22 protein-coding genes are annotated in these 26640 nt (G+C 61.9%); 10 read left to right on the top strand and 12 right to left on the bottom strand.

What is annotated here, in order from left to right; all coding sequences use genetic code 11:
- Positions 1-9: 9 nt before the first annotated feature.
- From addA to ACTIE1_RS01200, 5 genes are all read right to left on the bottom strand, one after another.
- Positions 10-3375 carry a double-strand break repair helicase AddA gene (gene addA / locus ACTIE1_RS01220; RefSeq protein WP_439560200.1) on the bottom strand — a complete coding sequence of 1122 codons (3366 nt, stop codon included), beginning with the start codon at positions 3373-3375 and terminating at the stop codon, positions 10-12.
- Entirely contained in the window at positions 3372-6326 is a 2955-nt protein-coding gene (addB, locus tag ACTIE1_RS01215; RefSeq protein ID WP_439560201.1) for a double-strand break repair protein AddB, read from the bottom strand. The genes addA and addB overlap by 4 nt, the downstream gene beginning before the upstream one ends.
- Positions 6323-6832: a tRNA (adenosine(37)-N6)-threonylcarbamoyltransferase complex ATPase subunit type 1 TsaE gene (gene tsaE / locus ACTIE1_RS01210; protein ID WP_439560202.1), complete on the bottom strand. Its 510-nt coding sequence runs from the start codon at positions 6830-6832 to the stop codon at positions 6323-6325. Before tsaE ends, addB begins: the two co-directional genes overlap by 4 nt.
- Positions 6833-6874: 42 nt before the next feature.
- Entirely contained in the window at positions 6875-8611 is a 1737-nt protein-coding gene (locus ACTIE1_RS01205) for a PAS-domain containing protein (protein ID WP_439560203.1), read from the bottom strand.
- 81 nt (positions 8612-8692) lie between these two features.
- A complete protein-coding gene (locus tag ACTIE1_RS01200) occupies positions 8693-9016 on the bottom strand; it encodes a 2Fe-2S iron-sulfur cluster-binding protein (protein WP_439560204.1) in 324 nt (107 codons plus the stop codon).
- Positions 9017-9166: 150 nt separating this feature from the next.
- Here ACTIE1_RS01200 and ACTIE1_RS01195 point away from each other — a divergent pair, with 150 nt between their 5' ends.
- Positions 9167-9637 carry a peptidoglycan-binding domain-containing protein gene (locus ACTIE1_RS01195; protein ID WP_439563230.1) on the top strand — a complete coding sequence of 157 codons (471 nt, stop codon included), beginning with the start codon at positions 9167-9169 and terminating at the stop codon, positions 9635-9637.
- Positions 9638-9758: 121 nt separating this feature from the next.
- On the opposite strand, the gene ACTIE1_RS01190 is transcribed toward ACTIE1_RS01195, so the two are convergent.
- The 7 genes from ACTIE1_RS01190 to ACTIE1_RS01160 all read right to left on the bottom strand — a co-directional run bounded on the left by ACTIE1_RS01190 (position 9759) and on the right by ACTIE1_RS01160 (position 16551).
- Positions 9759-11234: a Do family serine endopeptidase gene (locus ACTIE1_RS01190; protein ID WP_439560206.1), complete on the bottom strand. Its 1476-nt coding sequence runs from the start codon at positions 11232-11234 to the stop codon at positions 9759-9761.
- 225 nt (positions 11235-11459) lie between these two features.
- Complete coding sequence (locus tag ACTIE1_RS01185; protein WP_439560207.1) at positions 11460-11660, bottom strand: DUF2065 domain-containing protein; 201 nt, start codon at positions 11658-11660, stop codon at positions 11460-11462.
- A 12-nt stretch (positions 11661-11672) separates the two neighbouring features.
- Positions 11673-12677, bottom strand: a complete 1005-nt coding sequence (gene hflC, locus ACTIE1_RS01180) for a protease modulator HflC (protein WP_439560208.1) — start codon at positions 12675-12677, stop codon at positions 11673-11675.
- A complete protein-coding gene (gene hflK, locus ACTIE1_RS01175; protein ID WP_439560209.1) occupies positions 12677-13804 on the bottom strand; it encodes an FtsH protease activity modulator HflK in 1128 nt (375 codons plus the stop codon). The genes hflC and hflK overlap by 1 nt, the downstream gene beginning before the upstream one ends.
- Positions 13805-13874: 70 nt before the next feature.
- Complete coding sequence (gorA, locus tag ACTIE1_RS01170; protein WP_439560210.1) at positions 13875-15242, bottom strand: glutathione-disulfide reductase; 1368 nt, start codon at positions 15240-15242, stop codon at positions 13875-13877.
- 9 nt (positions 15243-15251) lie between these two features.
- Positions 15252-16040, bottom strand: a complete 789-nt coding sequence (rpiA, locus tag ACTIE1_RS01165) for a ribose-5-phosphate isomerase RpiA (protein WP_439560211.1) — start codon at positions 16038-16040, stop codon at positions 15252-15254.
- A 79-nt stretch (positions 16041-16119) separates the two neighbouring features.
- Entirely contained in the window at positions 16120-16551 is a 432-nt protein-coding gene (locus ACTIE1_RS01160) for a c-type cytochrome (protein WP_439563229.1), read from the bottom strand.
- A 131-nt stretch (positions 16552-16682) separates the two neighbouring features.
- On the opposite strand from ACTIE1_RS01160, the gene ACTIE1_RS01155 reads away from it, so the two are divergent.
- The 9 genes from ACTIE1_RS01155 to ACTIE1_RS01115 all read left to right on the top strand — a co-directional run bounded on the left by ACTIE1_RS01155 (position 16683) and on the right by ACTIE1_RS01115 (position 26640).
- Entirely contained in the window at positions 16683-18053 is a 1371-nt protein-coding gene (locus tag ACTIE1_RS01155) for an L-serine ammonia-lyase (protein ID WP_439563228.1), read from the top strand.
- Between the two features lie 129 nt (positions 18054-18182).
- Entirely contained in the window at positions 18183-19172 is a 990-nt protein-coding gene (locus tag ACTIE1_RS01150; RefSeq protein ID WP_439563227.1) for a hypothetical protein, read from the top strand.
- 90 nt (positions 19173-19262) lie between these two features.
- Positions 19263-20204: an Hsp33 family molecular chaperone HslO gene (locus ACTIE1_RS01145; RefSeq protein ID WP_439560214.1), complete on the top strand. Its 942-nt coding sequence runs from the start codon at positions 19263-19265 to the stop codon at positions 20202-20204.
- Entirely contained in the window at positions 20194-20805 is a 612-nt protein-coding gene (locus ACTIE1_RS01140) for a CoA pyrophosphatase (protein ID WP_439560215.1), read from the top strand. The genes ACTIE1_RS01145 and ACTIE1_RS01140 overlap by 11 nt, the downstream gene beginning before the upstream one ends.
- Positions 20793-21929: a CCA tRNA nucleotidyltransferase gene (locus ACTIE1_RS01135; RefSeq protein ID WP_439560216.1), complete on the top strand. Its 1137-nt coding sequence runs from the start codon at positions 20793-20795 to the stop codon at positions 21927-21929. Before ACTIE1_RS01140 ends, ACTIE1_RS01135 begins: the two co-directional genes overlap by 13 nt.
- A 121-nt stretch (positions 21930-22050) precedes the next feature.
- On the top strand, positions 22051-23883 hold the full coding sequence (locus ACTIE1_RS01130; protein ID WP_439560560.1) for an ABC transporter ATP-binding protein: 1833 nt from the start codon (positions 22051-22053) through the stop codon (positions 23881-23883).
- 49 nt (positions 23884-23932) lie between these two features.
- Positions 23933-25147, top strand: a complete 1215-nt coding sequence (locus tag ACTIE1_RS01125; protein WP_439563226.1) for a class I SAM-dependent RNA methyltransferase — start codon at positions 23933-23935, stop codon at positions 25145-25147.
- 37 nt (positions 25148-25184) lie between these two features.
- Positions 25185-25964 carry an ion transporter gene (locus tag ACTIE1_RS01120; RefSeq protein ID WP_439560218.1) on the top strand — a complete coding sequence of 260 codons (780 nt, stop codon included), beginning with the start codon at positions 25185-25187 and terminating at the stop codon, positions 25962-25964.
- Between the two features lie 94 nt (positions 25965-26058).
- Positions 26059-26640, top strand: coding sequence for a L,D-transpeptidase family protein (locus ACTIE1_RS01115; protein ID WP_439560219.1), 582 nt, complete (start codon positions 26059-26061; stop codon positions 26638-26640).

The following is a 26640-nucleotide window of genomic DNA, read 5'->3' as shown; positions in this document are numbered from 1 at the left end:
GCGCCCTAGTTATGCCTCCGCGCGCGGGGTTTCAAGCGCTGCGCGGTCCAGCGCGGCAACAACCAGATCGTCGGGCAACCACATCAGTTGCGCAGATGTCGTCCACAACAGCCCCGTGCGTATGGTCCGGCCCGGAAAAACCTGTTTCAGGGCATGGGCATAGGCCCCCATCTGGCGCAACAACCCTTCGGGCACCTCGGCTGCGTTTTGCGGGACAATCGCGTTCGATTTGAAATCAACCGCCTGCACCTCGTCCTTTGATATCACCAGCCGGTCGATAATGCCCGCAAGCGGCCTGCCAAACAGGGTTGCGGCGATTTCGACCTCGGCCAAAGTGCCTTGGGCGAATATGGGCGCAAGGTCCGGCATGGACAGGACCCTGCCCACTTCGCGCAGCATGGTGTCCAGATCGTCGGGCCGGCCTGTCGCGCTGCTTGACAGCAGGTCTGCCGCGCGCATGGACCAGTCTGCCTGCGGCCACAGGGGCAGATGCTCCAGCAACAGGTGGATCTGTTGCCCACGCGCCAAGGCCGCGTCTTCGTCAAGGCCCGCATCACCTGGCAAGGCCTTGGCCCCGCCCAACCGCGACGGGGAAACCACCGCCAGTGCGGGCGCGGCCATGCCGACCGGCGCCCACATGAAATCCGGCACCTGCGCGGCCGCTTCATCCGCCCCGCGCGTTGCGGCATCCGGCAGCGCGTCGGGCCAGTCCTGATGCTGATGGCGCATGCCCTGCCCTGTGGGCATGGCGCACGGCACGGCACCCGCATGGGCCAGCCCCTGCGCGACCATATTATGCCAGCATGCCTCGCGTTTGGTGGTCCCTGCGCCCGCGACGATCAACCAGCTTTCAGCGCGCGTCATGGCCACATATAGCAGGCGCGCATCCTCCTGGGCGCGGGCATCGGCCAGATTGTCCACCGCCGCTTGCAATTCGGGCGGCGTGTCCCCTTTGGTCCCGCGCCACGCGACGGTGCCCGCCACAGGGAAAATCTGCCTGCGTTCGGTGGGCGAGATATCGGCGGTATCGGGCAGAATGACGACAGGCGCTTCCAGTCCTTTGGCCCCGTGCACCGTCATCACGCGCAACCGCGCACCAGCGCTGTCCAACTCGCGTTTGATCTGGACATCGCCATGTTCCAGCCATGACAGGAACCCCGTCAGGCTGGGCGTTTCCAACTGCTCATAGGCCAGCGCCTGCGACAGGAACGCGTCGATCCCGTCCTCGGCCTCGGGGCCAAGACGGGCCAGCAGGCGCCTGCGCCCGTCATGGCGCGTCAATATCCGTTCCACCAGATCGAAGGGGCGCAGGAAATCGGTCTGGCTGCGCATATCATCCAGTATGGCCAGCGTACCGGCATCGCCCCTCTCGCGCAGGCGGGTCCATAAGAATGCCCCCGCGCGCCCGTGGGCCAGCCTGAACAGCGCATCATCAGACCACCCGAACAAGGGCGAGCGCAGACAGGCCGCCAATGACAGTTCATCTTCCGGCGTGGCCAGAAAGGACAGCAGCGCCGTCAGGTCGCGCACCGCCATTTCACCGCCCAGCCGCAACCTGTCCGCACCGGCCATTTCCAGCCCTGCCGCCTTGCAGGCGCTTATAATCTCATGAAACAGCGGGCCGCGACGCCGCACAAGGATCAGCACATCCCCTTCATTCATGGCCCGCGCGCCCCCCTTGGCGGGGATCGGCGTGCGCATGTCGATCATCCGGCGCAGTTCACCCGCTATGGTTTGCGCCAGCTTTCGCGTGTGGTGTTCTTCGGCCATGATATCGACCGGCTGGAACCATTCGGGGTCTTCGGGCTTGTCCGGTTTCTCGATCACCGGCCAAAGGTCAACCCGCCCCGGCATCGTGTTGAAAAACGCAATATGATCCGGCACCCCGCCCAAGCCCTGATCATGCGGCGGGCGGAATGTCTGGTCAACGCTGCGCAGCACGGCATCGGATGACCGGAAACTATGCGCCAGAAGCGCTTCGTTCAACTGAACCTCGACGGCGGCCAGCCGGTCACGGAACTGGGACTGCATGCGGTCGAATACCTGCAAATCCGCCCCCTGAAAGGAATAGATGGACTGCTTTTTGTCGCCAACGACAAACAAGGTGCGCGACCCGTCGCGCGCGCCCAGACCTGCGGTGAATTCCTGCGCCAGCTGTTCAATCACCCGCCATTGGCCGGGGCTGGTGTCCTGCGCCTCATCGACCAGAATATGGTCAACCCCGCCATCGAGTTTGAACAACACCCATTGCGCAACCGACGGGTCGGTCAGCAACTGGCCGGTGCGGGTGATCAGATCATCGAAATCCAGCCAGCCCCGCGCGGCCTTGGCCTGGGCATAGGCGGGCACAAACGCCCGCGCAAACCGGTGCAGCGCCAGACTGCGGGTCAGGCAGGCCAGCGCGACGCGGCGCGCGCGCGCGCCTTCCACGCGCGCCATCAGGTCATTTAACGGCTGCATCAGCGCGCCCAGCGCCGCTTGGGTGCCTTTGGTCGGAAAACTGCCGATCTTGGCCGTAAAGGGTTCCTTGGCACCGCTGCCCGTCAGCACGACATCTTCCAGAACCTGCAAGGCGGCGCTGCGCCCGTCATCAAGGTTCAGATTGTGCAGCTTGACCGCGGCTTTCTGGTCGGTCTTGCTGCCTGCGGCCAGCACGGGCACCACCTGCGCCAGCAATTCCTGCTCGGAGCCTAGAAACACCTCTCGCCACAACGCATCTGCATCATATCCGGCAGGCAGGCCAAAGGCGGCACGCAAATCCGCGTCTGGAACCGCGCCTGCAAACGCGTCGGCATTCGCGCAGATTTCCATCAGAAGTGCATCGATTTCAGCGCCGGTAAAGACCGCAGCCAGTTGCGCGAACACGTCCTGATCCTGCGGCATCTCGGCCAGCCGGTCCAGCACGTCGGCGCGCAGGGCATGCGCTGAACGGTCGTCCATTTCCTTGAAGGCCGGTGACAGGCCCGCTTCCAGTGGAAAGCGGCGCAGCAGGGACGCGCAGAACGAATGGATGGTCTGGATTTTCAGCCCCCCCGGTGCCTCGATCGCGCGGGCGAACAGGCGGCGGGCCTGCGCCAGACTGTCGGGGCTGGCGGCCACCTCGCCTATCTTGTGCAACTCTGCCGACAGGGCCTGATCGGGCAGCATGGCCCATTTGCCCAGCAGGTTGAACAGGCGGTTCTGCATCTCGCTGGCGGCTGCCTTGGTATAGGTCAGGCACAAAATGCGCTGCGGTGACACCCCGCGCAGCAACAACCGCGCCACACGGTCGGTCAGAACCTTGGTCTTGCCCGACCCCGCATTCGCCGACAACCATGTAGACGCAGCCGGATCTGATGCACGGTTCTGGGACAGTGTTGCGTCATCAAAACTCATGCTGTGCTGTCCTTGTCATCGCGACCGACGGGCACCACGACAGGGGCGTCCTGCATACTCCATTCACCATAGCGCGACAGATGGTCGTAATCGGATTGGTCGCGTTCCATAAACAGCATGCGGCGCGCAGCAAAGCCCTGATCAGGTGACAGATAGGCGCGCATGAGTGTTTCAAATTCTTCGCGCGTGGCGGCGTTCAACTCCTCGTTCACGTCCATTTCCTCGCGCTTGGGGGTTGCGCCAAGGCCCAGATATGTGATGCGCGCAACCGGCAAGGGGCCAAGTTCGGCGAAGGCGCCCGCCTCGACCATCACGGCCTGAAGCAGAAGCTGCTTGTCAAAATTGGCCTGCTGCGCCTGTGTGGGCGGCGTGCCGGTCTTGTAATCAATCACATGCGCCTGACCGTCAGGTCGCAAATCAACGCGGTCGGGCTTCGCGGTCAGGGTAAACCCGATTTCGGGAAACTGCATCGCGCCTTTGGTTTCCTGCAACACGATCCGGCCCTGTTGCGACAGATGGAAATCAAGAAATGCCTGCGCGGCACGGCCCAGCCGCGCCCGCCATAACGCGCGCGCCGCAGGCCATGGCACTGTGCGCGCCAGCACATCATCAGCCATGCCCAACAACTGCGCCAAGGGGTCGGGGTGCAACGGGGCTTTGGTAAAGGATTCCAGAACCTTGTGCAGGACAGTGCCGCGCAGCAAGGCATCAGCAGCAGGGTGCAACGGGTTCAGCTTGCGCAACTGCAAGACATATTTCGCATACACTTCGAACGGGTCACGAATAAGCCTGCTGATGGCGGTGACAGGCAATTCGCGCGGGCGCGCATCCGCGGGGGGGGCAGGTGCTGGGCGCTGCGCGGGCCGGTCCTGCGCAATGGTGCGAAAATCCCCCTCGAAGGCGGCGGCGATATCCAGCCAGCGTTGCCCGCGGGCGCGCATATCTTCCAGCGCTGTCTTGCCGCCCTGTTCGGGCAAGCCGCCCAGCAGGTTGGTCAGCCGGTTCAACCAGCGCGATGGCACGGTTTTTGCCTCCGCATCGCGGATGGCACGACACAGCACCACCTGCGGCGCGGCGATGGCTTGTTGAAAATCATGGGCCGACAAGCCGATCTGGCGTTCCGGCAGCAACAGCCCCGCATCAGCGCGCATGCGCCGGTTCAGCCAGGGGTCGGGGTCGGGCGCTTTTGGCCAGACGCCCTCATTCAATCCGGCAAGGATGACCAGTTCGGCCCCTTGAACGCGGGCCTCCAATGTGCCCCAGATCATGACACGCGGGTCGGCATTCACCGCCTCCCGAACGTCCTGCTGTTGCAGATAGGAGGTTACAAACCCTTCGTAATCTGCGGGTGTCATGGCCCCGCCATGCGCCGCCTCGGCCGCCAGTTCGGACATTGCTGCAAGGGCTTGTTTGCCCGCCGCCTGAAGCCACAATTCACCGGTGCCCGCTTGCAGGCCACGCGCCAGCCCCTCGGCAAGGGCAATGTGATCTGCCACCAAACCGGCCAGCGGGCGCGGTGTGTCTGACACTGCGGGCAAGACCTGCGCCAGCCAGTCGGCCCACGCCCCGGCCCCAGCCGCCTGCCCCCATGCCCGAAGATATGCGCCATCAGGAAAGGCCACGGCCTGCCGCCGCAGGTGCAATTCCAGATTGCGCGTGTTCAGCAAATGCGGCCCGCGATCCCCCGCGCTGTGACATAGCGGGTGTTTCAGCACGCCGAGCAGGGTCTGCCCCTCCAGCCGGCGCGCCATCAGACCCGCGCAATGCCGCAGAAACCGGCCCGGCGCCGACAGCGCCAAGGGGCGGCCCGCACTGTCATCGGGCACAATACGCCAGCGGTCCAGCGCGGCGGTGACCATACGGGTCAGGTTGCGATCAGGCGTGACCAAGGCGGCGGACTGCCCGTGTTGGACCGCATCGCGCAACCGTGCGGCAATGGCCTGGGCCTCCATGCGGGGGGACGGCGCTTCCAGAAGGGACAGACCCGCAGTCGCGCTTGCGATATCTTGCAGCAAGCGCCCTTCATGCATCCATTGGTCGGTCACAGGTGCTGGACGCAATGCCAATGACACCAGACGGTTGCGCGCAGGTGCCGGCGCAGGTGCCGCAGACCAGTGCCGGACCTGCGCAGGCGACAGATCCAGTTGCGACATCAAACGCCGATACCGGTATTGCGGGTGGTCCTCGCTGCTCAGGCTGTCGTCCAGACTGTCCCAGATCGCGGGCGGCATATCAAAATCGAACCCCGGCAGGAGTATGGCCCCTTGCGGCAGGTCTGCAACAGCCTGCATCAGCAAGGCCGTGGTCCCGCGTGATCCGGTAGACCCCGCAATAATGACCGGATCGTCGGGGGGCGTGGCGTGCCATTGGGCAATCAAGGCCAGTGTTTGCGCACGCAGCCGCCCCTCGGCGTCGGGCGTGTCGGATGTGATGACCGTCTGCACCAGACGGATGAAATTCAGCGAACGCTGCCAATGGCCCGAATGACTGCTGACATCAAGCGCGTCCAGCACGTCAAACGCCACCCCCTCGGCCTGCATTTCTGTAAACAGCCGCGCAAGGCTGTCGGCCAGATCATACAGCGCGGACCGCGGCGCAAGCGTCGGGTCGGCCACCAGAAGCCGGTCGACAAGCTGCGCGATTTCCAGACGCCTGCGCAACGGGGGCACTGGTGGCGGCAGACCTGCGGCCCCCGCAAGCGTCAACGGTTCAGTGACAAGCCGGATACGGGGCAAAACAGCAGGGCCATGCGCAGCAAGACAGCTGCGCAGGCGTCGTTGCATCCGGCCGGAATTGACCAGCACGGTGACCCTTGCGCGCGCTTCGGGCGCCAGCGGGGCCAGCCGTTCAACAAGGCCACTGGCCAGAAGGGCAGGAAAATCCGCGCCGGGCGGCAGGGCAAAAACCCGCGGATGGTCCTGCGGTGCAAAAATTGAAACCCCGCCCGTCATGCGAAACCATCCTTGGGCAGTTGCGCAAGAAGCCCGCGCCAGCGATCCGCAGTTGCACTGAATTCCAGATGGCGCGTGTCGGGGTCATCTGCCTGACGAAAATTCACGGTCAGCGCATCTGTCGGGGCATGTCCGGCCAGTTGGTCCGGCCATTCGATCAGGCAGATGGCGGTTTCAAACGCATGATCCAGCCCCAGCTCAAGGCAGTCATGCGGATCTGACATTCGGTACAGGTCTGCATGCCACAATTCGACCGTATCCAGATCATAGGTTTGCACCAGCGTGAATGTCGGGGACGGCACATCCTCGACGCGGCCAAGATCCGCCAGCCGTGCCTGAATCAGTGCGCGCGCGAAATGGCTTTTGCCTGCACCAACGGCGCCATTCAGCAAAAGGACATCGCCACCGACAAGCAATCGCCCCAGATGCGCAGCAAGTGTTGCTGTCTGTTCGGGACTGACTGTCGTGACTGTCAGGAATGGGGTCTGGTATCGGGTATCGCACATATCTGCGACACTGCCATGTCGCAACCGCCTGCACCAGTCCCGTCACGCACGAATACGGCTGCCCTTGTGTTTGACCGAACGGAATTTGACCGGCGTATCATGGTGCATGGACACAGGTTCGGGACCGGGCGCGCGTGCAGCGGGCGCAGCGCCCTGAACCGGCCACATGCTGCGGGGGTTTGCAGAATCGGGGCGGTTTATCCGGTCGCGGTGCTGCGCCAGTTCTGCCTTGGGCACGCCACGTTGCGCCACGAGTTGCCTGAAGGTTATGACGACCCCGCCGCCAATCAGCCTTTGGGCACGCAGCGCAATCGGCACGCCCGATTTCAGCGTGCTGGTGCCCGTCAGTTCCGCATCCGGATCTGGGCTGGCAACGAAACCGGCCAGTCGCACCCAGAAATCCGTCGCCTCGCAGCGTTGCGCCCAAATGGTGATGGCGTGTTCCAGTCCGGCATCCGACATATCGGTGCACGGGTCGTTGCCCCACAGCGCCACATAGCCCGCATTTGCAAAGATCGCCTGCCCCGCAAGGTTGAATGCGGCCACCCCGTCCGGCAGGACATCAAGGATGTTCTGTGCGGTTTCAATTTCCGCCTTGTAGCCGCGCATCAGTCCGGCCTCGGATGTGATGTCCTGAATGAAGAAGGCCAGCGCGCCGTCAGGCTGCGGTGTTGCGGTCACATGATAGATGCGCCCGGCCTCAAGGTGCCATTCCTCGCTGAAACTGCCCGAAGCGGCCGCTTGTTCCATCTTGATGATTTCATCGCGCCATGTCCCGAAATCCTTGGGTTCCGGCACCATGCGCAATTCACGAAGATTATGCAGCATTTGCCCCAGATCAGGACGTGCCGCCAGAAAAAACGGGTCCAGCCCCGTCAGGTCAACCAATGCGGGGTTGAACACCTGCAATCTGCGATCAGCGTCGAACAGGGCCAGACCGATTGGCAGCGTTGCAAAGGTGCGCGTCAGCATCTGCATCATTTCGCGTCGTGCAAATTCGGATTGAACAGTTGCGTCAATCGGTGTTGCGAAATGCAAAACCTGCTGACCCGCCGGAACGGTCGTATAAGAATACCATCGCGGGCCGTCATCGAACTCCAGTGCCAGACGGCACGGCAGGTCGCCACATGAAAATAATGCCGGCAAGGGCCATGTCAGCGCGTGCTGTTCGGTTCGTCCGCTGTCATGCAGGGCCGCGATATAGGCCGTGTTCGCCCAAGTGATTTGCCCCTGTTCATCACTTTGCCAGATCAGCAAGGGGGCCGCGCGTGTGACATCGCGCAGATTGTGCAATTCCTTATGCAGCGCCTTGTAGCTAAGCCGGTCCATCGCAACCAGCCCCCCTTCTGCACTGGTGTCGCAGATCCGCAGATGGGCCAGCCCGCACCGCCATTGCGCCTTCAACCGCAGGCCACTGTCATCAGCCGCTTGCAGTTCCAGAACGCCATTTTGTGCCAGCTGCGCAAGCTGGCCCCGCAGGTCGGGAAAATGCGGCGCCAGATAGCCCAATAGCGCATCAAGCACACCAGTGTCGGTTTGTCCGGCATCAACCATCACGCTGGCATTGCCAATTTCCGACAGCAGTTGACGGCCCCGATCAGAGCAATCAACCATAGACCCGTCACGGAACACGAACACCGCGTCCTGGTCTTCAATATCGGGCGAGAAGACAGGCGGGGTCCGTCGCCTGGACAGGCCTGACATAATCATCAGCGCGCCCAAAACGGCCAATGCAGAGCCGACAGAAACCGTCAATCCAAGAATCAGCGCTTCTGTCATGGGTCAATTCCTTCTGGAAAACCGAAACTCGTTTCCAGAAGGCTGCCAGATATTGGTTAAATCTGTGTTAAGGCAAACCTGTCAAATCTGCTTTTCGGGCATGAATACCTTCAACCCGTCCAGATCATCCGTCACCTTGACCTGACAGGTAAGGCGCGAGCGTTGCGCATCCGGTTGAAAGGCGAAATCCAGCATGTCTTCTTCCATCGGGTCTTTGGGCGGCAGTTTCTCAACCCAGTCCGGCGCAATATAGACATGGCAGGTCGAACAGGCACAGGCGCCACCACAATCCGCTTCGATACCGGGAATCCCGTTGTCGCGCGCACCTTCCATGACGGTCAGGCCCGCGGCAACATCCACCACATGTTCAGTCCCGTTGAATTCGACATAAGTGATTCTGGCCATGATACCCTCTGATAAGCTCGATACGGTACGGACATAAAATAGCACTGCCGCTTTGGCCAGATGTGAATTCTGTGGCAGCTGGGTCAAGTTTTATCGCGGTATCGTCAATTTTTTGCCCGAATCGGTTGGTATTGTTGCAGAATGAGAAACATGACCCGCACAGGCAACCATTTCAAAGCTTCTCTGCTGTCCCTGTCCACAGGGGCAAAGTTTGGTGTCTGGATGGCCGCAATGCTGGCAATTACAGCACCCGCGCTGGCCAATCCGGTGGAGACAAGCCGCGCGCGTATTGAGCAGTCCCATCTTGCCCTGCCCCAGACAAACAGCCGCTTGTGCTGGGCGCGCTATGCAACGCGCGGCGCGCAAAACAGCGATACAATCGAGGAAGTCGCTTTTCGCGTCCCCTGTCCGGAGCATATGACGCCCGAATTCATGTCCACGCTGCAACGCGCCCTAAAAGCGCGGGGCCATTATGATGGTCCGGTCACCGGCATGGCCGACGGGCCGACGCGCGACGCCGTGCGGCGGTTCCAGCGTGCGCAGGGGTTTGACAGTCCCATCCTGACACTGGACACCGCGCAGCACCTTGGGCTTATGCCCATCGAACTGGGCCGGAATTAGGGCAGTCCACCCGCTTTTGCAGTCGCTGTCCTGTTCCGGATCTGCACGTTTTGACAACATAAAAGGCGCGCACAAAGTTTGCGCGCGCCTTGTTGTTTAACACAGATGAGCCGCAGTGTCGTCAGTCGTCCAGTGACAGCGCCAGAAAGCGTGGATCGCCCCCGCGACGCAACAACACCAGCAAGGACCGGCGCCCTGCCTCGCGGGCCTCTTCGGCGCGCTGGCGCAATTCTTCCGGCGTGGTCACAGCTTGCTGGTTGGCCTCGGTGATCAGATCACCCGGCATGACACCCTTGGCTGCGGCGTCGCTGTCGTCATCGACACCGCGCACGATAAGCCCTTGTGCGGTTGCAGGCAGGTCAAGCTCCGCGCGCAGCGCATCCGTCAGGCCCTGCAATTCCATGCCCAGAACGCTGGCGGGTTCAAGGGTCTCGGACGGGGCACCACGTTCGGGCGCGGCTGTTCCTTCGGCAAGTTCGCGCTGGCCCAGAACCACACTCAGCGTGACCTCTTCGCCGCCGCGGAACACCACGACATCGACATCGCTGCCGACAGGCGCTTCGCCCACACGGCGCACCAGCATGCGCGTATCCGCCACGCGCCCCCCATCGAACCGCAAAATCACATCACCAGCCTGCATTCCGGCCTCAAGCGAGGGGCCTTCCATGACTTCGGTGACCATTGCGCCTTCGGCAGCGTCAAGGCCGATCGCTTCTGCCATTTCGTCATTCAGGTCCTGAATACGGACACCCAGCCAACCGCGGCGGGTGCTGCCGAATTCGCGCAACTGATCGACCACATTCACCACCACATTGGACGACATCGCAAACCCGATACCGATCGACCCGCCTGTGGGTGACAGAATGGCGGTATTCACGCCAATGACCTCGCCGTCCATATTGAACAGCGGCCCGCCGGAATTGCCACGGTTGATGGCGGCATCCGTCTGGATGTAGTCGTCATAATTGCCCTGCAAGGCACGGCCACGGGCAGAAATAATCCCCGCGCTGACAGAAAACCCCTGCCCCAACGGGTTGCCCACCGCAATAACCCAATCACCGACGCGCGCGGTTTCCGCATCGCCCCATGGCACGAAGGGCAAATCATCACTATGATCGACCTTCAGCAGCGCAATATCTGTCGCAGGGTCGGTCCCGATCAGTTCGGCCTGCAATTCCAACCCCGAGAAGAACTCTACCCGGATTTCATCAGCTCCGTCGATGACATGGTTGTTCGTCACCAGATACCCGTCCGCCGAGATAACGAACCCCGATCCCAGTGCCTGACTTTGCCGCGAACGGTTGCGGTTCGGTCCTTCGGGTGTGTCAAAGAAGTCGCGGAAGAAATCCTCGAACGGGGACCCTTCGGGCAGGCGCGGCATGCCGTCATCGAGGCGTGAGGCCACTGTGGTCGTCGTTGTGATATTAACCACAGCAGGGCTGACCCGTTCGGCCAGATCGGCAAAACTTTCCGGACGGTCCTGTGCGGCCAGCATGGCAAGTTGTGCCATCAACAAGACAAATGCCAATGTCAGCAACTTCAGGCCATATAACGCTGAAGGCCGGGGCAAGGCAGATTGCGCGGCGCGTGAGATCATTTCTTTCGCTCCCTCTCGGATACGGATTACGGACTGCGTGTCAGGTACGACTATCATACCGGAATAGATAAAGATGAAGTGTTGAAACGCAAATAATGTGTCAGCTTTTCAATCATATGTGAAATCATGTCAGGAAAACAGGGGCCTGCGGGTTTGCCGCACATGTCTGCTGGCGGCATTCCCGAACGGCAGAGAGTACAAGCCACGACATGCCGCGCCCCTGTGTCAGCCGGCGATAACCCGCGCCAGGGCTATCAGCACCGCCCCGAAGGCCAGCGCCACCAGCCCGATCAAGCGGCGCGTTTCGACCGGCAAGGCCGCGAAAAGGCGCAGCAATTCTTCAATACGCCGAGGGGCCAGTACAAAGACCAGCCCCTCGAAGATCAGCACCAGCCCGAAGGCCAGAACCAGTGTCGATACGCTCACGCGATGCGCCCCTTAGTTGCCAATGATGGCTTCCAGTTCGCGCACGGCCTCTGGTTCGTCGGAATCCGGTTCGGGGGCGCGCTGGCGCACCAGATCGGGGTCGCGGGCAATATCTGCCGCCGCTGCGTCTGCCGTGTCCAGAATGGCTTGGGTCATGCCGTCCCCGCGCAGGAAGGTGAAGAATTCGCTGTCAGGGCGCAGAACCATCGTGGAATTGTCGCCGCGCAGCGAACGCTCGTAGCTTTGCATGGAGCGCGTGAACGCGAAGAATTCAGGGTCCAGACTGAACGCATCGGCATAGACACGGTTGCGTTCCGCATCGGCTTCACCGCGCACGATTTCAGCTTCGCGGCGCGCCGAGGAGACAAGCTCGATCACGGTCCGGTCCGCCAGTGCGCGCACCCGTTGGGCCGCCTCGTTCCCGCGGGCGCGTTCGTCAGCGGCTTCGCGTTCACGTTCCGCGCGCATCCGCGCGAAGGTGGCTTCAAGGTTTTCCTGCGGCAGGTCAGTGCGTGTCAGGCGCACGTCAATCACCTCGATGCCCAGTGACAGCGCTTCGCGGCGTGCCAGATCACGAATACGGTTCATCAAGGATGTACGGTCTTCGGACAGCACCGTGTTGGATGGCACGGACCCCAGAACCTCGCGGATGGCTGCATTCATGATGCGGTCCATGCGGCCCTGTGCGGCACGCACACCGTCCACGCCAACGGCTTCGCGGAAGCGGCTGACATCTTCCAGACGCCAGCGCAGGAACGCGTCGACAACCAGACGGCGGTCATCCAATGGGGTGACTTCCAGCGGTTGTGTTTGCAGGCCCAGAATCCGCGCGTCATAGCGGACCACTTCCTGAATGAAGGGAATCTTGAACCCAAGGCCCGGGTCACTGATTTCCTGTTTCACCTGACCGAATTGCAGCACCAGAACATTCTCGCGCTCGTCCACGATGAACAATGCCGAAAATGCGGTGACAATCACCACGACCAGAACCGGCAGTAGAATACCTGCTTTTTTCATCAGTTGGTGCTCCTCTGGCGGGTCAGTTCATTCAAGGGAAGATACGGCAACACACCGCTGCCGCCTGCCTCGTTGCCGGTGACATTGTCCAGAATTGTCAGGTTCATGTCGCCTAGCACACGTTCCATGGTTTCCAGATACATACGTTTGCGTGTCACCTCAGGCGCGTTCACATACTCGGAATAGACAGACACGAAGCGCGCGGCTTCACCCTGGGCGTTGTTCACCACTTCGGCGCGGTAGGCTTCGGCTTCTTCCTGAACCTGCGCGGCCTGACCGCGTGCCTGCGCCAGAACGCGGTTGGCATATGCATCGGCTTCGCGTTCAAGCCGGTCGCGTTCCTGACGTGCCGTCTGCACGTCGCGGAAGGCGCTGATCACCTGTTCGGGCGGGTCGGCCTTGTCGAAGTTCACGCGGATCACGTTGATGCCGGATTCGTAGCTGTCCAGCAGTTCCTGCACTGCAGCGCGCAAATCGGCCGCGATCGAGCCGCGGTCACGGTTCAGAATTGGCGACAATTCCGAGCGTGCGATAATGTCGCGCATCGCGGATTCGGATGCGGCGCGCACGGTTTCGCGAGGGTCGGCCAGATTGAACAGGAAGCGCGCGGGATCGGTCACGTTCCACACCACCTGAAATTCGATATCAACCACCGCTTCGTCGCGTGTCAGCATCAGGCCGGTGTCCAATGCGCTGCGACCGGTGCCCACTTCGGTGACACGTTCGGTCGTAACCTGCACCACTTCGTGCGAAACCACTGGCCACGGCGCGAAGTTCAGGCCGGGATTGCCGGTTTTGTAATACTGGCCGAACAGCAGTTCGACAGACCGTTCTTCCGGACGCACAGTGTAGAAGGACGCGACCGCCCACATCACCACCAGTGCAACAAGCCCCAGCAATACGCCGCGCTTGGAAAAACCGGGCCCGCCGGTCCCGCTACCGCCGTCATTGCCACCGCGACCGCCCATCAGGACGCGCAGTTGTTCCTGGCCCTTTTTTACAATCTCTTCGATTTCGGGCATTTGTGGCTGGTCACCGGGACCCCGTCCGCCGCCACTTCCATTGCCACGGTTACCGCCACCGCGATTACCGCCGCCTCCCCAAGGTCCACCGTTGTTTCCAGACATCTGGACTCCATTTTGTTTGATTACGTTAGTTTATATCATCAAGTGGTCTTACCCACCACGAATTCAACCCTTAGTCACCCCAAGAGCGCGTGAGCGTGCGCATCGTTACCAACTCCTCTGCCATGGTCGGATGCACTGCCAGGGTGCGGTCAAAGTCAGCCTTGGTTGCCCCCATGGCGATGGCAACACCGGCAAGCTGGATCATCTCACCCGAATGATCCGCGACAATGTGACACCCCAGAACCTTGTCACTGCGCGCGCAGACAATCAGCTTCATCAGCGCGCGGCCCTGCCGCCCCGCGAACAGGCTGTGCATGGGACGGAAGGCCGCAGCATACACGTTTATCGGCCCTTTGTCGCGGGCATCCTCCTCGGACAGGCCGACAGTTCCGAATTCGGGCTGTGTGAAAATGGCTGTCGGGATAAGCCCGTGATCGAAATAGGTGGGCTTGCCCCCGAACACTGTATCAGCAAACGCATGCCCTTCGCGGATGGCCACCGGCGTCAGATTGGCGCGGTCGGTCACATCACCCACGGCATAGACAGACGGAACCGCGGTCTGGCTGTATTTGTCGACAGGTATGGCCCCGCCCCGCCCCAGTTCAAGCCCCAGCGCGTCCAGTCCCAGCCCGTCAGTATTGGGCTTGCGGCCCGTGGCAAACATGACGGCATCATAGGTTGCATCATGCCCTGTGGTGGATTTGACCCATGTGGTGCCATCCTCGCGGCGTTCCATTTCCAGAACATCCGTGCCCAGACGCAGATCGACACCATTGGCGCACATCTCATCCGAGATATGGCCGCGCGCTTCTTCGTCGAACCCGCGCAGGATTTGCGCACCACGGTAAAACTGTGTTGTCTTGACGCCAAGCCCGTTGAAGATGCAGGCAAATTCACTGGCAATATAGCCCCCGCCCACAATCAGGATGGATTTGGGCAGGCGGTCCATCAAGAACACCTCATTCGAGGTCATGGCCCCCATGTCACGCCATTTTTCGGGCACGACAGGCGTGCCACCTGTGGCGATCAAGATATGGCGCGCCGTCACCTTGCTGCCATCGGCCAGTTGCACAGTATGCGAATCAGCCAGCGTGGCGCGGCTGTCGAATACAGTGACGCCCGCACGGTCCAGACCGGCGCGGTAAATCCCTTCCAGCCGCGCCAGTTCCGTATCCAGCCGGCTGCGGAAGGCGGGCCAGTCAAACGCGCCGATTTTTGCGTCCCACCCATATGCCTGCGCATCGGCCACAGCACCGGGGAACCCGGAGGCGAAAACCATCAGTTTCTTGGGCACGCAGCCGCGAATGACACAGGTGCCCCCCATGCGGTATTCTTCGGCAAGCGCGACTTTGGCCCCGTATTCGGACGCGGAAATACGCGCGGCACGCACACCGCCCGACCCGCCGCCGATTACAAAAAGATCATAGTCAAAACTCATGCCAGCCCCTTACAGATCACTGAAAATATTGCGCGTGTCCGCCAGATCGACCTGCGACATTGTCACTTCGGCAACACCGCTGGACAGATCGCGGGTTTCACATGTGCCGTCTGCGTGGCCAATGACAACCTGATCCGCGATATCCACAAACAACCCGTTTTCCACCACACCCGGCACCTGATTCAGCACCATTGCCAATTGCCGCGGGTTGCCGATACGCCCCAGTGCCAGATCCAGAATATAATTCCCTTCATCCGTCACATAGGGCTGGTCGCCATTCATACGCAGGCTGGATTGCCGCCCCATCACATCCATGGAGGCCAGAATTTCCTCAACCAGTGCCTTGGATGCCTGCCAGCCGAAGGGAATCACCTCGACCGGCAAGGGAAATGCGCCCAAGGCCGCCACTTCCTTGGCGGCGTCGGTGATCACGACCATCTGGTCTGATGCGGTGGCCACGATCTTTTCTTGCAACAGCGCCCCGCCGCCGCCCTTGATCAATGTCAGTTCGGCGTCAAATTCATCGGCCCCGTCAATGGTCAGGTCCAGCCAGCGCGCCTCATCCAGCGACACGACATTAATGCCCACTTCGCGCGCCAGTTGCGATGTGCGCGTGGATGTGGGCACGGCGATGATGCGCAGACCGTCCTGTCGCACGCGCTGCCCCAGACGGCGCACCAGCCATGCCGCTGTCGATCCGGTCCCAAGCCCCACGCGCATACCATCCTGCACGAAGTCAGCGGCACAATGGGCGGCCGCGAATTTCGCGCAGTCAACAGGGGTAAGCTGGTCGGTCATGGCAAGCCCTCAATACACGGTTTGCGGCCTTATAGGCGGTTTGTGACCGAGTTTTAAGGGCAAATCGCGCGCAAAAACCCTATTGCTGAATCGACTGTAAATAAGCGTCCAGCGCAACAATCGGTTCGGGCAACGGACGTGACAGGCCCTGACCCGTCTGCACCCGCGTCAGCCGCCCTGTCAGCAGGTGGCCGAATTCCGGCATTTCAGCCCCCGCATACACCGTCTGCCCGCGCGCATACCCGTCCAGCTTGTCCAGCACCAGCATCTGCGGATAGTCCCCGCCATACCGCCGCGCCAGCGCGGTCAGGTCCGGCACCTGCGCACCGCCGCGCGCATCCGTGCCATGACAGGCCGCGCAGTTCTGGTCATACAGCGCGCGCCCGGCCTGCGGGGTGGTGAACGGGGTGCAGCCAGCCAGGACGAGCAAGGCACCGGCGAAGGTCAGCGTTCTAAAATGCGTCATCATCGCCATATGATGCCAGAAATCACGGGCAGGACAATGATTCACGTCAACCCTTGGCCATTGCAGTCGACAGGATGTCAAAAAGCGCAAGTTACATGTCGCATTAAAGCTGCCCCATGGCCTGTGCCTTGGATAGCTGTCATAGTCATGCAAAACCAATGGGAAAAGGCCGGAATATGTTTCTTTCCGTATTCGACATGTTCAAGATTGGCATAGGTCCGTCATCGTCACACACAATGGGGCCAATGGTGGCGGCGGCGCGGTTTCTGGACCATCTGCGCGGTCTGCCCTTTGGCGTGGCGGGGTTGCGCGCCAGTCTGCATGGATCGCTTGCGTTTACGGGGGTTGGCCATGCCAGTGATCGCGCCGTTATTCTGGGCTTTGCGGGCTTCACGCCCGACAGCTATGACGCCGCGCGCGCCGAGAGCGCACTGGCACTGATCGACCGCACCGGAACTGTGGAGGCGCAGGGGCTGGGCCAGTTGCGTTTTGCCCCCAAAACCGACCTGATTTTCGACTATGGCCCGCCCCTGCCCGGCCATGCAAACGGGCTGATCCTGATGGCGACCGACGCGCAGGGCGATGTGATTGCGCAAGAAACCTATTTCTCGATCGGGGGCGGGTTTGTTGTAACCAAGGACGAATTGGGCGCCCCACCGCCCGCGCCTGCCGCAGATTTCCCCTACCCGTTCGAAAGTGCTGCACAAATGCTTGAGATGGCGCGCGCCTCCGGCAAAAGCATCGCGGCCATGAAACGCGCGAACGAATTGAAACTGCGCAGCCCCTCGGATCTGGACCAGGGGTTGCGCCGGATCTGGCAGGTGATGAACGAGTGTATTTCCCTTGGCCTGACGAAAGACGGCACATTACCCGGCGGGCTGAATGTGCGCAGACGCGCCAAAGGCATCATGGAAGCGCTGAACGCCGAACAGGGCCTGAACCTGACCGCGCCGCATACGATCAACGACTGGATCGGCGTTTATGCAATGGCTGTGAATGAAGAGAATGCGGCCGGCGGGCAAGTTGTGACCGCCCCCACCAACGGTGCTGCGGGCGTGGTGCCCGCGACCATACGCTACTGGCTGGACCATGTCCCCGGTGCAAGCCCCGCAAGGCTGGATGACTTCCTGCTGACCGCTGCGGCCATTGGCGGGCTGATCAAGCATAACGCCTCGATTTCAGGGGCGGAATGCGGCTGTCAGGCAGAAGTCGGGTCTGCGGCGGCAATGGCGGCAGCAGGGCTGGCCGCGGTTCTGGGCGGCAGCCCCGCGCAGATTGAAAACGCCGCCGAGATCGCGCTGGAACACCACCTTGGCATGACCTGCGATCCGGTCAAGGGGCTGGTGCAGGTCCCGTGTATCGAGCGCAACGGGTTGGGGGCCATCAAGGCAGTTTCGGCGGCCAGTCTGGCGCTGCGCGGCGATGGCACCCATTTCATGCCGTTGGACAATTGCATCGAGGCCATGCGCCAGACCGGCGCCGATATGTCCGAGAAATACAAGGAAACCGCGCTGGGGGGGCTTGCGGTCAATATTCCCAATTGCTGAGCCGGTTTCCGCAACAAAAGCAGGGGGCGCTGCCCCCTGCACCCCCGGAGTATTTGAGGCAAGATGAAAGGGCTTTCGCCTGTGCGCGGCGCGCGCTAGGGTCGGGATAGTTCAACAAGGCCCCTGACCGTGAGTGCCATTCGCAATATCTTGATCATTGCCCAGGACGGGCGGCTGCAATATGAGGCGCTGTTATTTGCGGCATCCCTGCGGCATTTTCCACAAAATAGCGCCCTGAACCTGATCGTGGCCGAGCCGCAGCCCGGCCCGCTGTGGTCCTGTGATCCGCGCATCAGCCGTCCGGCGATCCGGCGTGAATTGCGCGCGCTTGGGGCGGATATTGTGCCGCTGCACAACCGGATCTGGGGCGAGGCCTATCCCAATGGCAACAAGATCGAAGCCTTGCGCCTGTTGCCAAAGGGCGAGCCGTTCATATTCTTTGATACAGACACGCTGATCACCGGCGCGCTGGACGGGGTGGACGCCGCGCGCGCCACAGCGTCCGTGATGGTGGAACCTACATGGCCGCGCATCACCTTATACGGTGCGGGATTCGCCGAAATATGGGGGGCGCTGTATGACATGTTCGGGCTGGATATGGACCCGACACTGGACAAACGCTTCGGTGCCGATGACTGGCGGCGGTATATGTATTTCAACGCTGGCTGGTTTACCGGCCCCTGCCCTGTTGAATTTGGACAGATCTACGAGGATTTTGCCCGCAGCATTGCGGCCAGCCCCCCACCGAGCATGGCCACGCAGGCGCTGTTTCCGTGGCTGGACCAGATCGCGCTGCCGCTGGTCATTGCGCGTCTGAAGGGCGGGCGACCGGCAGCGGGCGTGGGCCTGGACGGGGGGCTGGACGGGGAATTGTCACTGCATTACCGCGCGTTGCCGGTTGTCTATGCCACAGGCACCCCTCACGCGGTCGAGGTGCTGGAGCGTGTCACGGGGGCCCCGCATTTGTGGGATATTTTCAACCAGTATGTGGCGTTCCGGCGCATGGTGTTCAAACATCAGGGGCGGGATCTGCGCGCGCGCATGCAAAGCGCCCATCTGCCGCGAACTTACGGCAAACTGCAACGCCAGATCCGCGAGATGGGCCACTGGGTGCGTTGACCCCCCTTGGCCATTGGCCAAAGGTTCCTATATGACGGGGCTAATTGCCATACGGGCAACGTATGGCCAGCAAATGCAAGGAACACTGCTATGAGTATCGGGGGCCAGATCGCCTGGGATGATACGGTTTTGCCGTTTCAACTGGACCGAAGCGACATTCGCGGGCGCGTGGCGCGTCTGGACACAGCGCTGGAGCGCGTGCTGTCGCGCCACGACTATCCCGAACTGGTCGAGACGCTGGTGGCCGAGGCCTGCCTGCTGACCGCGATGATCGGCCAGACGATCAAGCTGCGCTGGCGCTTGTCGCTGCAGATTCGCGGCGACGGGCCTGTGCGCCTGATTGCCACCGATTATTTCGCCCCGACCGCAGACGGTGCACCGGCGCAGATCCGCGCCTATGCCAGTTTCGACCGTGACCGGCTGCAAGATACCGTGGACCCGTTTGCCCAGATCGGACGGGGCTACTTCGCGATTGTCATTGATCAGGGCAAGGGCATGACACCCTATCAGGGGCTGACGCCACTAAGCGGGGCATCGCTGACCGATTGCGCAGAAGCCTATTTCGACCAGTCCGAACAATTGCCCACCCGCTTCGCGCTGTCCTTCGGGCGGTCTGTTCTGCCCGGACAGGACGCAAAATGGCGCGCGGGCGGGGTGATGTTGCAGCACATGCCGCAAGCATCGGGCACCGCCCCGCGCGAACGCGACGCGCTGGACGAAGACTGGGGCCGTGCAAACCTGTTGCTGGACACGGTCGAGGAGCTGGAGCTGATTGGCCCGAATGTGCAGCCGCCCGAATTGCTGCTGCGTCTGTTCCACGAAGAGGCCCCGCGCGTGTTCGACCCGCAGGCGGTGCATTTCGGCTGTTCATGTTCCGAAGAAAAGGTCCGCAATTCGCTGTCCATCTACTCGGCCAAGGATATCGCCACCATGACCACGCCCGAAGGAACGGTCACGGCCGATTGCCAGTTTTGCGGCGCGCATTACATCATGGACCCCGCAACCCTTGGGTTTGAAGGCAATGGCGGCTGATCTGACCCAGCATCTGCGTGCAGCACTGGACGCAGCGCAGGGGGGGGCGTCAAGCGATTTTGACCTGAACCCGCCGGTTATCCTGCCCGAAAACCGCGTGTTGCGCCCCGCATCCGTGCTGGTGGCCATTCAGGACGGGCCGCAGGGGCCGCAGGTCATTCTGACCAAGCGCGCATCGCATCTGCGCCACCATCCGGGGCAAATTGCCTTTCCGGGCGGACGGCAGGACCCCAATGATGCAAATGCCGTGGACACAGCCCTGCGCGAGGCGCGCGAGGAAATCGGGCTGCCCGATGGCGCGGTCGAGATACTGGGGCGTCTGCCGCCGCATGAAACCGTGACCGGATTTCAGGTCACCCCGATTGTGGCGCAGATCACGCGCGCGTTCACCCCCCGCCCCGAACCGGGCGAAGTGGCGGAAATATTCCGTGCGCCCCTGTCGCACCTGACCGATCCTGCGCGTTTCCGGATCGAGCGGCGGATCTGGCGCGGCACATGGCGGAATTATTATATTGTGCCATGGGGACCGTATTACGTCTGGGGGGCGACTGCGCGTATTCTGCGCGGGCTGGCCGACAGGATGGACCGATGCAGACCATAAGCGGGGCATGGCTGCGCAATCCGGGCACGCAAACTGTGCTGTCGCTGTTGGCGGATGCGGGGCATCAGGCGTTTGTGGTGGGCGGCTGTGTGCGCAACGCCTTGTTGGGCGTGCCGGTCACGGATGTGGACATCGCGACTGACGCCCGCCCCGAACGCGTGCTGGAAATGGCGCAGGCTGCGGGGCTGCGCGCGGTGCCAACGGGTCTGGATCATGGCACGGTCACCCTTGTTACGGGTGGCGAAGGATATGAAGTCACAACCTTTCGCCGCGATGTCGCAACCCATGGCCGCCACGCGACTGTGGCCTTTTCCACGGACGTCACCGAAGACGCCGCGCGGCGCGATTTCACCATGAACGCGCTTTATGCCGATGCGCGCGGTCGGGTGATTGACCCGCTGGGCGGCATGGCGGATTTGCGCGCGCGGCGGGTGCGGTTTGTGGGCGATGCACGCGCGCGCATTCAAGAAGACTATCTGCGTATTCTGCGATTCTTCCGTTTTCACGCCCAATATGGCGATCCCGCACATGGGTTGGACGCGGACGCATTGGATGCCTGTGCACGCGGCGCGCAGGGTATGGGGCAGTTATCGGCGGAACGGATCGGGGCGGAAATGCGCAAATTGCTGGCGGCAGGCGACCCTGCGCCTGCGGTTGCGGCCATGGCGCAATGCGGGGTGCTGGCACAGGTGGTGGCTGGCGCGGATGCGCGGGGACTGCCGCGTCTGGTCCATCTGGAAGGGGACATGCCGCGCCGGTGGTTGCGGCGGTTGCTGGTGCTTGGTGGTGACAGTGACAGGCTGCGCCTGACGCGTGCGGAGGCGCGCAATCTGGCGCAGATGCGCGCGGCGGTTGGCACGCTGCAAGGCTCTGCGCAGCTTGGGTACTTGCTGGGCGCGGATCAGGGCGCAGATGTCATTGTGGCGCGCGCCGCGCTGATGGAAACCCCGCTGCCCCCAGACTGGCAGGACGAATTGCACCGTGGCGCGGCGGCCCGTTTTCCCGTCCGCGCCGCCGATCTGCCGCATCTGCAAGGCCCCGAGCTGGGCGCATGCCTGAAAGCGCTGGAAACCCGCTGGCTGGCCTCCGGCCTGACGCTGACGCGCGAGGAATTGCTGGGCTGACTGGCCAACGCCCCCGCCTGCCCCTATATGTTTGCAAAAGCGAATGAGGGGCCATGTGCTGCAACGAACCGACATAGATCCGCCAAAGACTGCCCGTCATGGCGCGAATGGCACACAATGGCTGGCGGGGCTGATTGACGCATTCGCCCCTGCCGACACGGCCCCGCCGCACAGCCTGTGGCGGTTCATCCTGTGGTCGGTGCGCGGGGCATGGCCGGTTTTGCTGCTGGCGGCGGCAATCTCGGCGCTGGTCGGCACGACCGAGGTCATCTCGGCGCTGTTGATGGGCTGGATCATCGATGCGGTTGTCGACACTGGCCCCGCCGGCTTTTTCGGCCAGCACTTGGCGTTGATTGCGGGTTTTGTGCTGTTCTTCATCATCCTGCGCCCGATGGCTTTCGGGTTGTCATCGGCGGCGAACGCGATTGTGGTGCAGCCAAATGTCTATGTGCTGGTGCAATCACGCCTGAACCGCTGGACATTGGGCCAGCCCGTCACGTTTTTTGACAATGATTTTGCAGGCCGGATTGCGCAGAAACAGGTCCAGACGGCGCGCGCGCTGACAGATGTGGCCAATGAAACCATCAACACGATGGCCTTTGCGCTGGCATCCATTCTTGGCTCGGTCATCTTGTTGCTGACGATTGACCTGCGGATCGCGTTTGCGTTGTCGTTCTGGCTGGTGGGGTATCTGGCCCTGATCCGGTATTTCCTGCCGAAGGTCCGCAAATCGGCAGGCGCGCGGGCGGGGGCACGCGCGCAGGTCAGCGGGCAGGTCGTGGACACCATTACCAATATCAAAACCGTCAAACTGTTTGCCCATGCCGATTTCGAGGATCGCGCCGCGTTGAACGCGATGGGCATTTTCCGCAACCGCGCGATTGAATTCGGCGAAGTGCAGGCGCTGTTCCGGTTCTGGCTGATGGTGGTGGCGGGGTTGTTGCCGGTCCTGCTGATCGGGGGCACCATCTGGCTGTGGACCATGGGCGCGGCGACACCTGGCGGGATTGCCGCAGCCGGTGCCGTGGCCATTCGCATTGCACAGATGACCGGCTGGGTCAGTTTTGTTCTGATGGCCATTTATGGCAATCTGGGCGAGATTGAGGATGGCATGAAAACCCTGACCCCTGCCCCCGACCTGACCGACGCGCCAGACGCGGTCGATATTGGGCGCGCCAAGGGTGATATCCGGCTGGACGGCGTGGATTTTGCCTATGGGCGGCGCACCGGCGGGGTAACAGACATGTCGCTGCATGTGCCTGCGGGCCAGAAGATCGGCATCGTGGGTGCCTCGGGTGCGGGAAAATCGACATTGGTGGCGCTGTTGCTGCGGCTGTATGACGTGGAAGGGGGGCGCATCACGCTGGACGGGCACGATATTCGCGCCCTGACGCAGGAAAGTTTGCGGCGCAATATTGCCATGGTCACGCAGGAAACGGCCATGTTCAACCGCTCGGCGTTCGAGAATATCCGCTATGGCAGGCCAGAGGCCACGCGCGAACAGGTCGAGGCCGCCGCCCGCGCCGCAGAAGCACATGAGTTCATTCTGGGCCTGCGGGACCATGAAGGACGCAAGGGATATGACGCGCATCTGGGCGAGCGCGGGGTGCGCCTGTCGGGCGGACAACGCCAGCGCATCGCGCTTGCGCGCGCGTTTTTAAAAGATGCCCCTGTTCTGGTGCTGGACGAAGCAACATCCGCGCTGGATTCCGAAGTGGAAGCCGCCGTGCAATCCGCACTGGAGCCGCTGATGGAGGGCAAGACCGTTCTGGCCATCGCGCACCGGCTGTCGACCATTGCGCAACTTGATCGCATTATTGTTCTGGATGACGGGCGTATTGTCGAGCAGGGCACCCATGACGAATTGTTGGAAAAGGGCGGCACCTATGCCCGTTTCTGGGAACGGCAGTCAGGCGGGTTTCTGGGCTGCGATGATGACTTGCCAGCAACGTAACCGCACCGTATCTGGCACAGGATTTCAGCAATAGCGGATGCCCCCTGCCATGGCGACATTGACCATCACCCGATTGGGCCATCAAGGCGACGGCATTGCCGACGGTCCGGTCTTTGTGCCGCGCACCTTGCCGGGGGAAGTGGTCGAAGGCGACGTTGCAGGCGGGCGTATGGCTGCGCCGCGCATCATAACGCCGTCAGACCAGCGCATAAAAGCGCCCTGTCCGCATTACCGAAGCTGTGGCGGTTGCGCGCTGCAGCATGCGCGGGACGATTTTGTCACCGGCTGGAAACACGACATCGTGCGACAAGCCCTTGCCGCACAAGGGATCGAGGCCCCGTTTCGCGCCCCCCATATCACGCCCTTGCACAGCCGCCGCCGCGCCACATTTACCGGACGCAGGTTGAAAACCGGGGCTTTGGTGGGGTTTCATGCCCGCGCATCGGATGTCGTAACGGCGGTTCCGGATTGTCTGATCCTGCACCCCGAATTGACGGCCGCCCTGCCCCTGCTGCAAGATCTGACAGCGCGCGAAGGGTCGCGCAAGGGCGAGTTGTCGCTGGCGCTGACACTCTCGGATGCGGGGCTTGATCTGGCGGTCACCGGCGGCAAGGCCCCGGATGGGCCGCGACGGGCAAATCTGGGGCAATGGGCCGGACAGGCAGGTCTTGCGCGACTGGCATGGGATGGCGAGGTGATTGCGCAAGAGCACCCGCCCTTTCACAATATCGGGCGCGCACGTGTCACGCCCCCGCCCGGCGCATTCCTGCAAGCCACAAAACCCGCAGAAGCCGCATTGCAGGCAGCGGTTGCGGATGCTGTCGGCACAGCCGGACATATTGCCGACCTGTTTGCGGGCTGCGGAACCTTCGCGATACCATTGGCAGAACACGCAGAGGTTCATGCCGTGGAGGGGGACGGCGCGATGCTGGCGGCGCTGGACGCGGGCTGGCGCCATGCAACCGGACTGAAGCGGATTACCACACAGACCCGCGACCTGTTTCGCAACCCCATTCTTCCGGAAGATCTGGCGCGCTTTGATGCGGTGGTCATCGACCCGCCCCGCGCGGGCGCAGACGCACAGGCAAGGGCGCTGGCAAACAGCAATGTGCCCGTGATTGCCGCTGTGTCCTGCAACCCCGTGACATTCGCACGCGACGCAAAATCGCTGATACAGGGCGGGTATCGCCTGAATTGGGTGCAGCTTGTCGATCAATTTCGCTTCAGCCCCCATGTGGAGCTTGCAGCCCAGTTCCTGAGATAGCATATCGCAGCCAACAACACCGATTTGGGAAAAGACAATGTTCAGCCGCGAAAAGACAGCCGCATTTCTGGAACAGGCATGGGTGCGCAACGGCATTATCGGGGTCATTGTATTCAATGCCGTGCTGTTGGGCATGGAAACATCTGACACATTGATGGGCGCTGCCGGCCCGTTGATCCTGACGCTGGACAAATTGTGCCTGACGATTTTTGTGCTGGAAATCACATTGAAATTCCACGCGCACAGGTTGTCGTTTTTCCGGTCGGGCTGGAATGTGTTCGACTTTCTGATTGTCGGCATTTCACTGGTGCCCGGTGCACAAACCTTCAGCGTGCTGCGCGCCTTGCGCATTCTGCGGCTGCTGCGCGTGGTGTCTGTCAGCCCAAACCTGCGCCGTGTGGTCGAGGGGTTCATCAAGGCCCTGCCCGGTATGGGGTCGGTCTTTCTGCTGATGGGCATGTTGTTCTATATCGGCGCGGTCATGGCCACGAAACTGTTCAAGGACAGTTTTCCCGACTGGTTCGGTGATCTGGGCAATTCGGCCTATACGCTGTTCCAGATCATGACGCTGGAATCGTGGTCCATGGGGATTGTGCGCCCTGTCATGGAAGCCTATCCCTATGCATGGGCATTCTTTGTGCCCTTCATCATGGTGACCACCTTCGCGGTTGTGAACCTGCTGGTCGGTCTGATCGTCAATTCCATGCAGGACGCCCATGCCGCCGAGAGCAATCAGGCGACCGAGGATTACCGCGACGAGGTTCTGCGGCGCCTTGCCGCCATCGAAACCCGCCTGAACCAGCAGGACAAATCCTGAGGCAGGGATAACACAGCCGCGTGATCGGTTTGGCGAAATTTCTTGGCAGACGTCCGGAATTCAGGCAAAGCTGCAAGAAAAGCCAGAGGCAGTGATGCAGTTATTTCGTTTGATCGCAGCTTTGACGGTGCTGGTCGCAGTCGCGGCATGTTCCACAAAGCCCAGCAAGTTCCGCACCTATAACGGTCCGGAAGTCACGCAAGTGATGGTCTACAAGGCCAGCAGGCGCATGGAATTGTGGCACCATGACCGGTTGCTGCGTGTGTTTCATGTGGATCTGGGTGGCAACCCGTATGGTCACAAGGAACGCGAAGGCGACCGCCGGACGCCCGAAGGCAACTACATCATTGACCGCCGCAACCCCAACAGCCGCTTCCATTTGTCCATCGGGCTGGATTATCCCAATGAAGCCGACAAGGAACACGCCCGCGAGAATGGCTGGCGTCCGGGTGGCGATATCTTCATCCACGGGCGCGGCCCGGAATTCCAGAACGCACGCGGTGACTGGACTGACGGCTGCATCGCCGTCAGTGACCGCGAGATGGAAGATATCTATGCCATGGTCCGCGATGGCACCCCCATCCATATCAGCCCCGGCCCCGCGCCCATGCTGGCCGCTGCTGCCAAACCCGGTCGCGGCATGGCGCCCGCGCGGCTAAGGTTCTGGAACCGCTGA

Source organism: Roseinatronobacter sp., from assembly GCF_051859525.1.
Taxonomy (GTDB): domain Bacteria; phylum Pseudomonadota; class Alphaproteobacteria; order Rhodobacterales; family Rhodobacteraceae; genus Roseinatronobacter.
This window is presented reverse-complemented; position numbering and strand designations above follow the sequence as displayed.

Bases quoted from the DNA above. Each gene is read 5' to 3' on its own strand.
- addA (WP_439560200.1), bottom strand. From the start codon at position 3,375: ATGAGTTTTGATGACGCAACACTGTCCCAGAACCGTGCATCAGATCCG.
- addB (WP_439560201.1), bottom strand. From the start codon at position 6,326: ATGACGGGCGGGGTTTCAATTTTTGCACCGCAGGACCATCCGCGGGTT.
- tsaE (WP_439560202.1), bottom strand. From the start codon at position 6,832: ATGTGCGATACCCGATACCAGACCCCATTCCTGACAGTCACGACAGTC.
- ACTIE1_RS01205 (WP_439560203.1), bottom strand. From the start codon at position 8,611: ATGACAGAAGCGCTGATTCTTGGATTGACGGTTTCTGTCGGCTCTGCA.
- ACTIE1_RS01200 (WP_439560204.1), bottom strand. From the start codon at position 9,016: ATGGCCAGAATCACTTATGTCGAATTCAACGGGACTGAACATGTGGTG.
- ACTIE1_RS01195 (WP_439563230.1), top strand. From the start codon at position 9,167: ATGACCCGCACAGGCAACCATTTCAAAGCTTCTCTGCTGTCCCTGTCC.
- ACTIE1_RS01190 (WP_439560206.1), bottom strand. From the start codon at position 11,234: ATGATCTCACGCGCCGCGCAATCTGCCTTGCCCCGGCCTTCAGCGTTA.
- hflC (WP_439560208.1), bottom strand. From the start codon at position 12,677: ATGAAAAAAGCAGGTATTCTACTGCCGGTTCTGGTCGTGGTGATTGTC.
- hflK (WP_439560209.1), bottom strand. From the start codon at position 13,804: ATGTCTGGAAACAACGGTGGACCTTGGGGAGGCGGCGGTAATCGCGGT.
- gorA (WP_439560210.1), bottom strand. From the start codon at position 15,242: ATGAGTTTTGACTATGATCTTTTTGTAATCGGCGGCGGGTCGGGCGGT.
- rpiA (WP_439560211.1), bottom strand. From the start codon at position 16,040: ATGACCGACCAGCTTACCCCTGTTGACTGCGCGAAATTCGCGGCCGCC.
- ACTIE1_RS01155 (WP_439563228.1), top strand. From the start codon at position 16,683: ATGTTTCTTTCCGTATTCGACATGTTCAAGATTGGCATAGGTCCGTCA.
- ACTIE1_RS01145 (WP_439560214.1), top strand. From the start codon at position 19,263: ATGAGTATCGGGGGCCAGATCGCCTGGGATGATACGGTTTTGCCGTTT.
- ACTIE1_RS01140 (WP_439560215.1), top strand. From the start codon at position 20,194: ATGGCGGCTGATCTGACCCAGCATCTGCGTGCAGCACTGGACGCAGCG.
- ACTIE1_RS01135 (WP_439560216.1), top strand. From the start codon at position 20,793: ATGCAGACCATAAGCGGGGCATGGCTGCGCAATCCGGGCACGCAAACT.
- ACTIE1_RS01125 (WP_439563226.1), top strand. From the start codon at position 23,933: ATGGCGACATTGACCATCACCCGATTGGGCCATCAAGGCGACGGCATT.
- ACTIE1_RS01120 (WP_439560218.1), top strand. From the start codon at position 25,185: ATGTTCAGCCGCGAAAAGACAGCCGCATTTCTGGAACAGGCATGGGTG.
- ACTIE1_RS01115 (WP_439560219.1), top strand. From the start codon at position 26,059: ATGCAGTTATTTCGTTTGATCGCAGCTTTGACGGTGCTGGTCGCAGTC.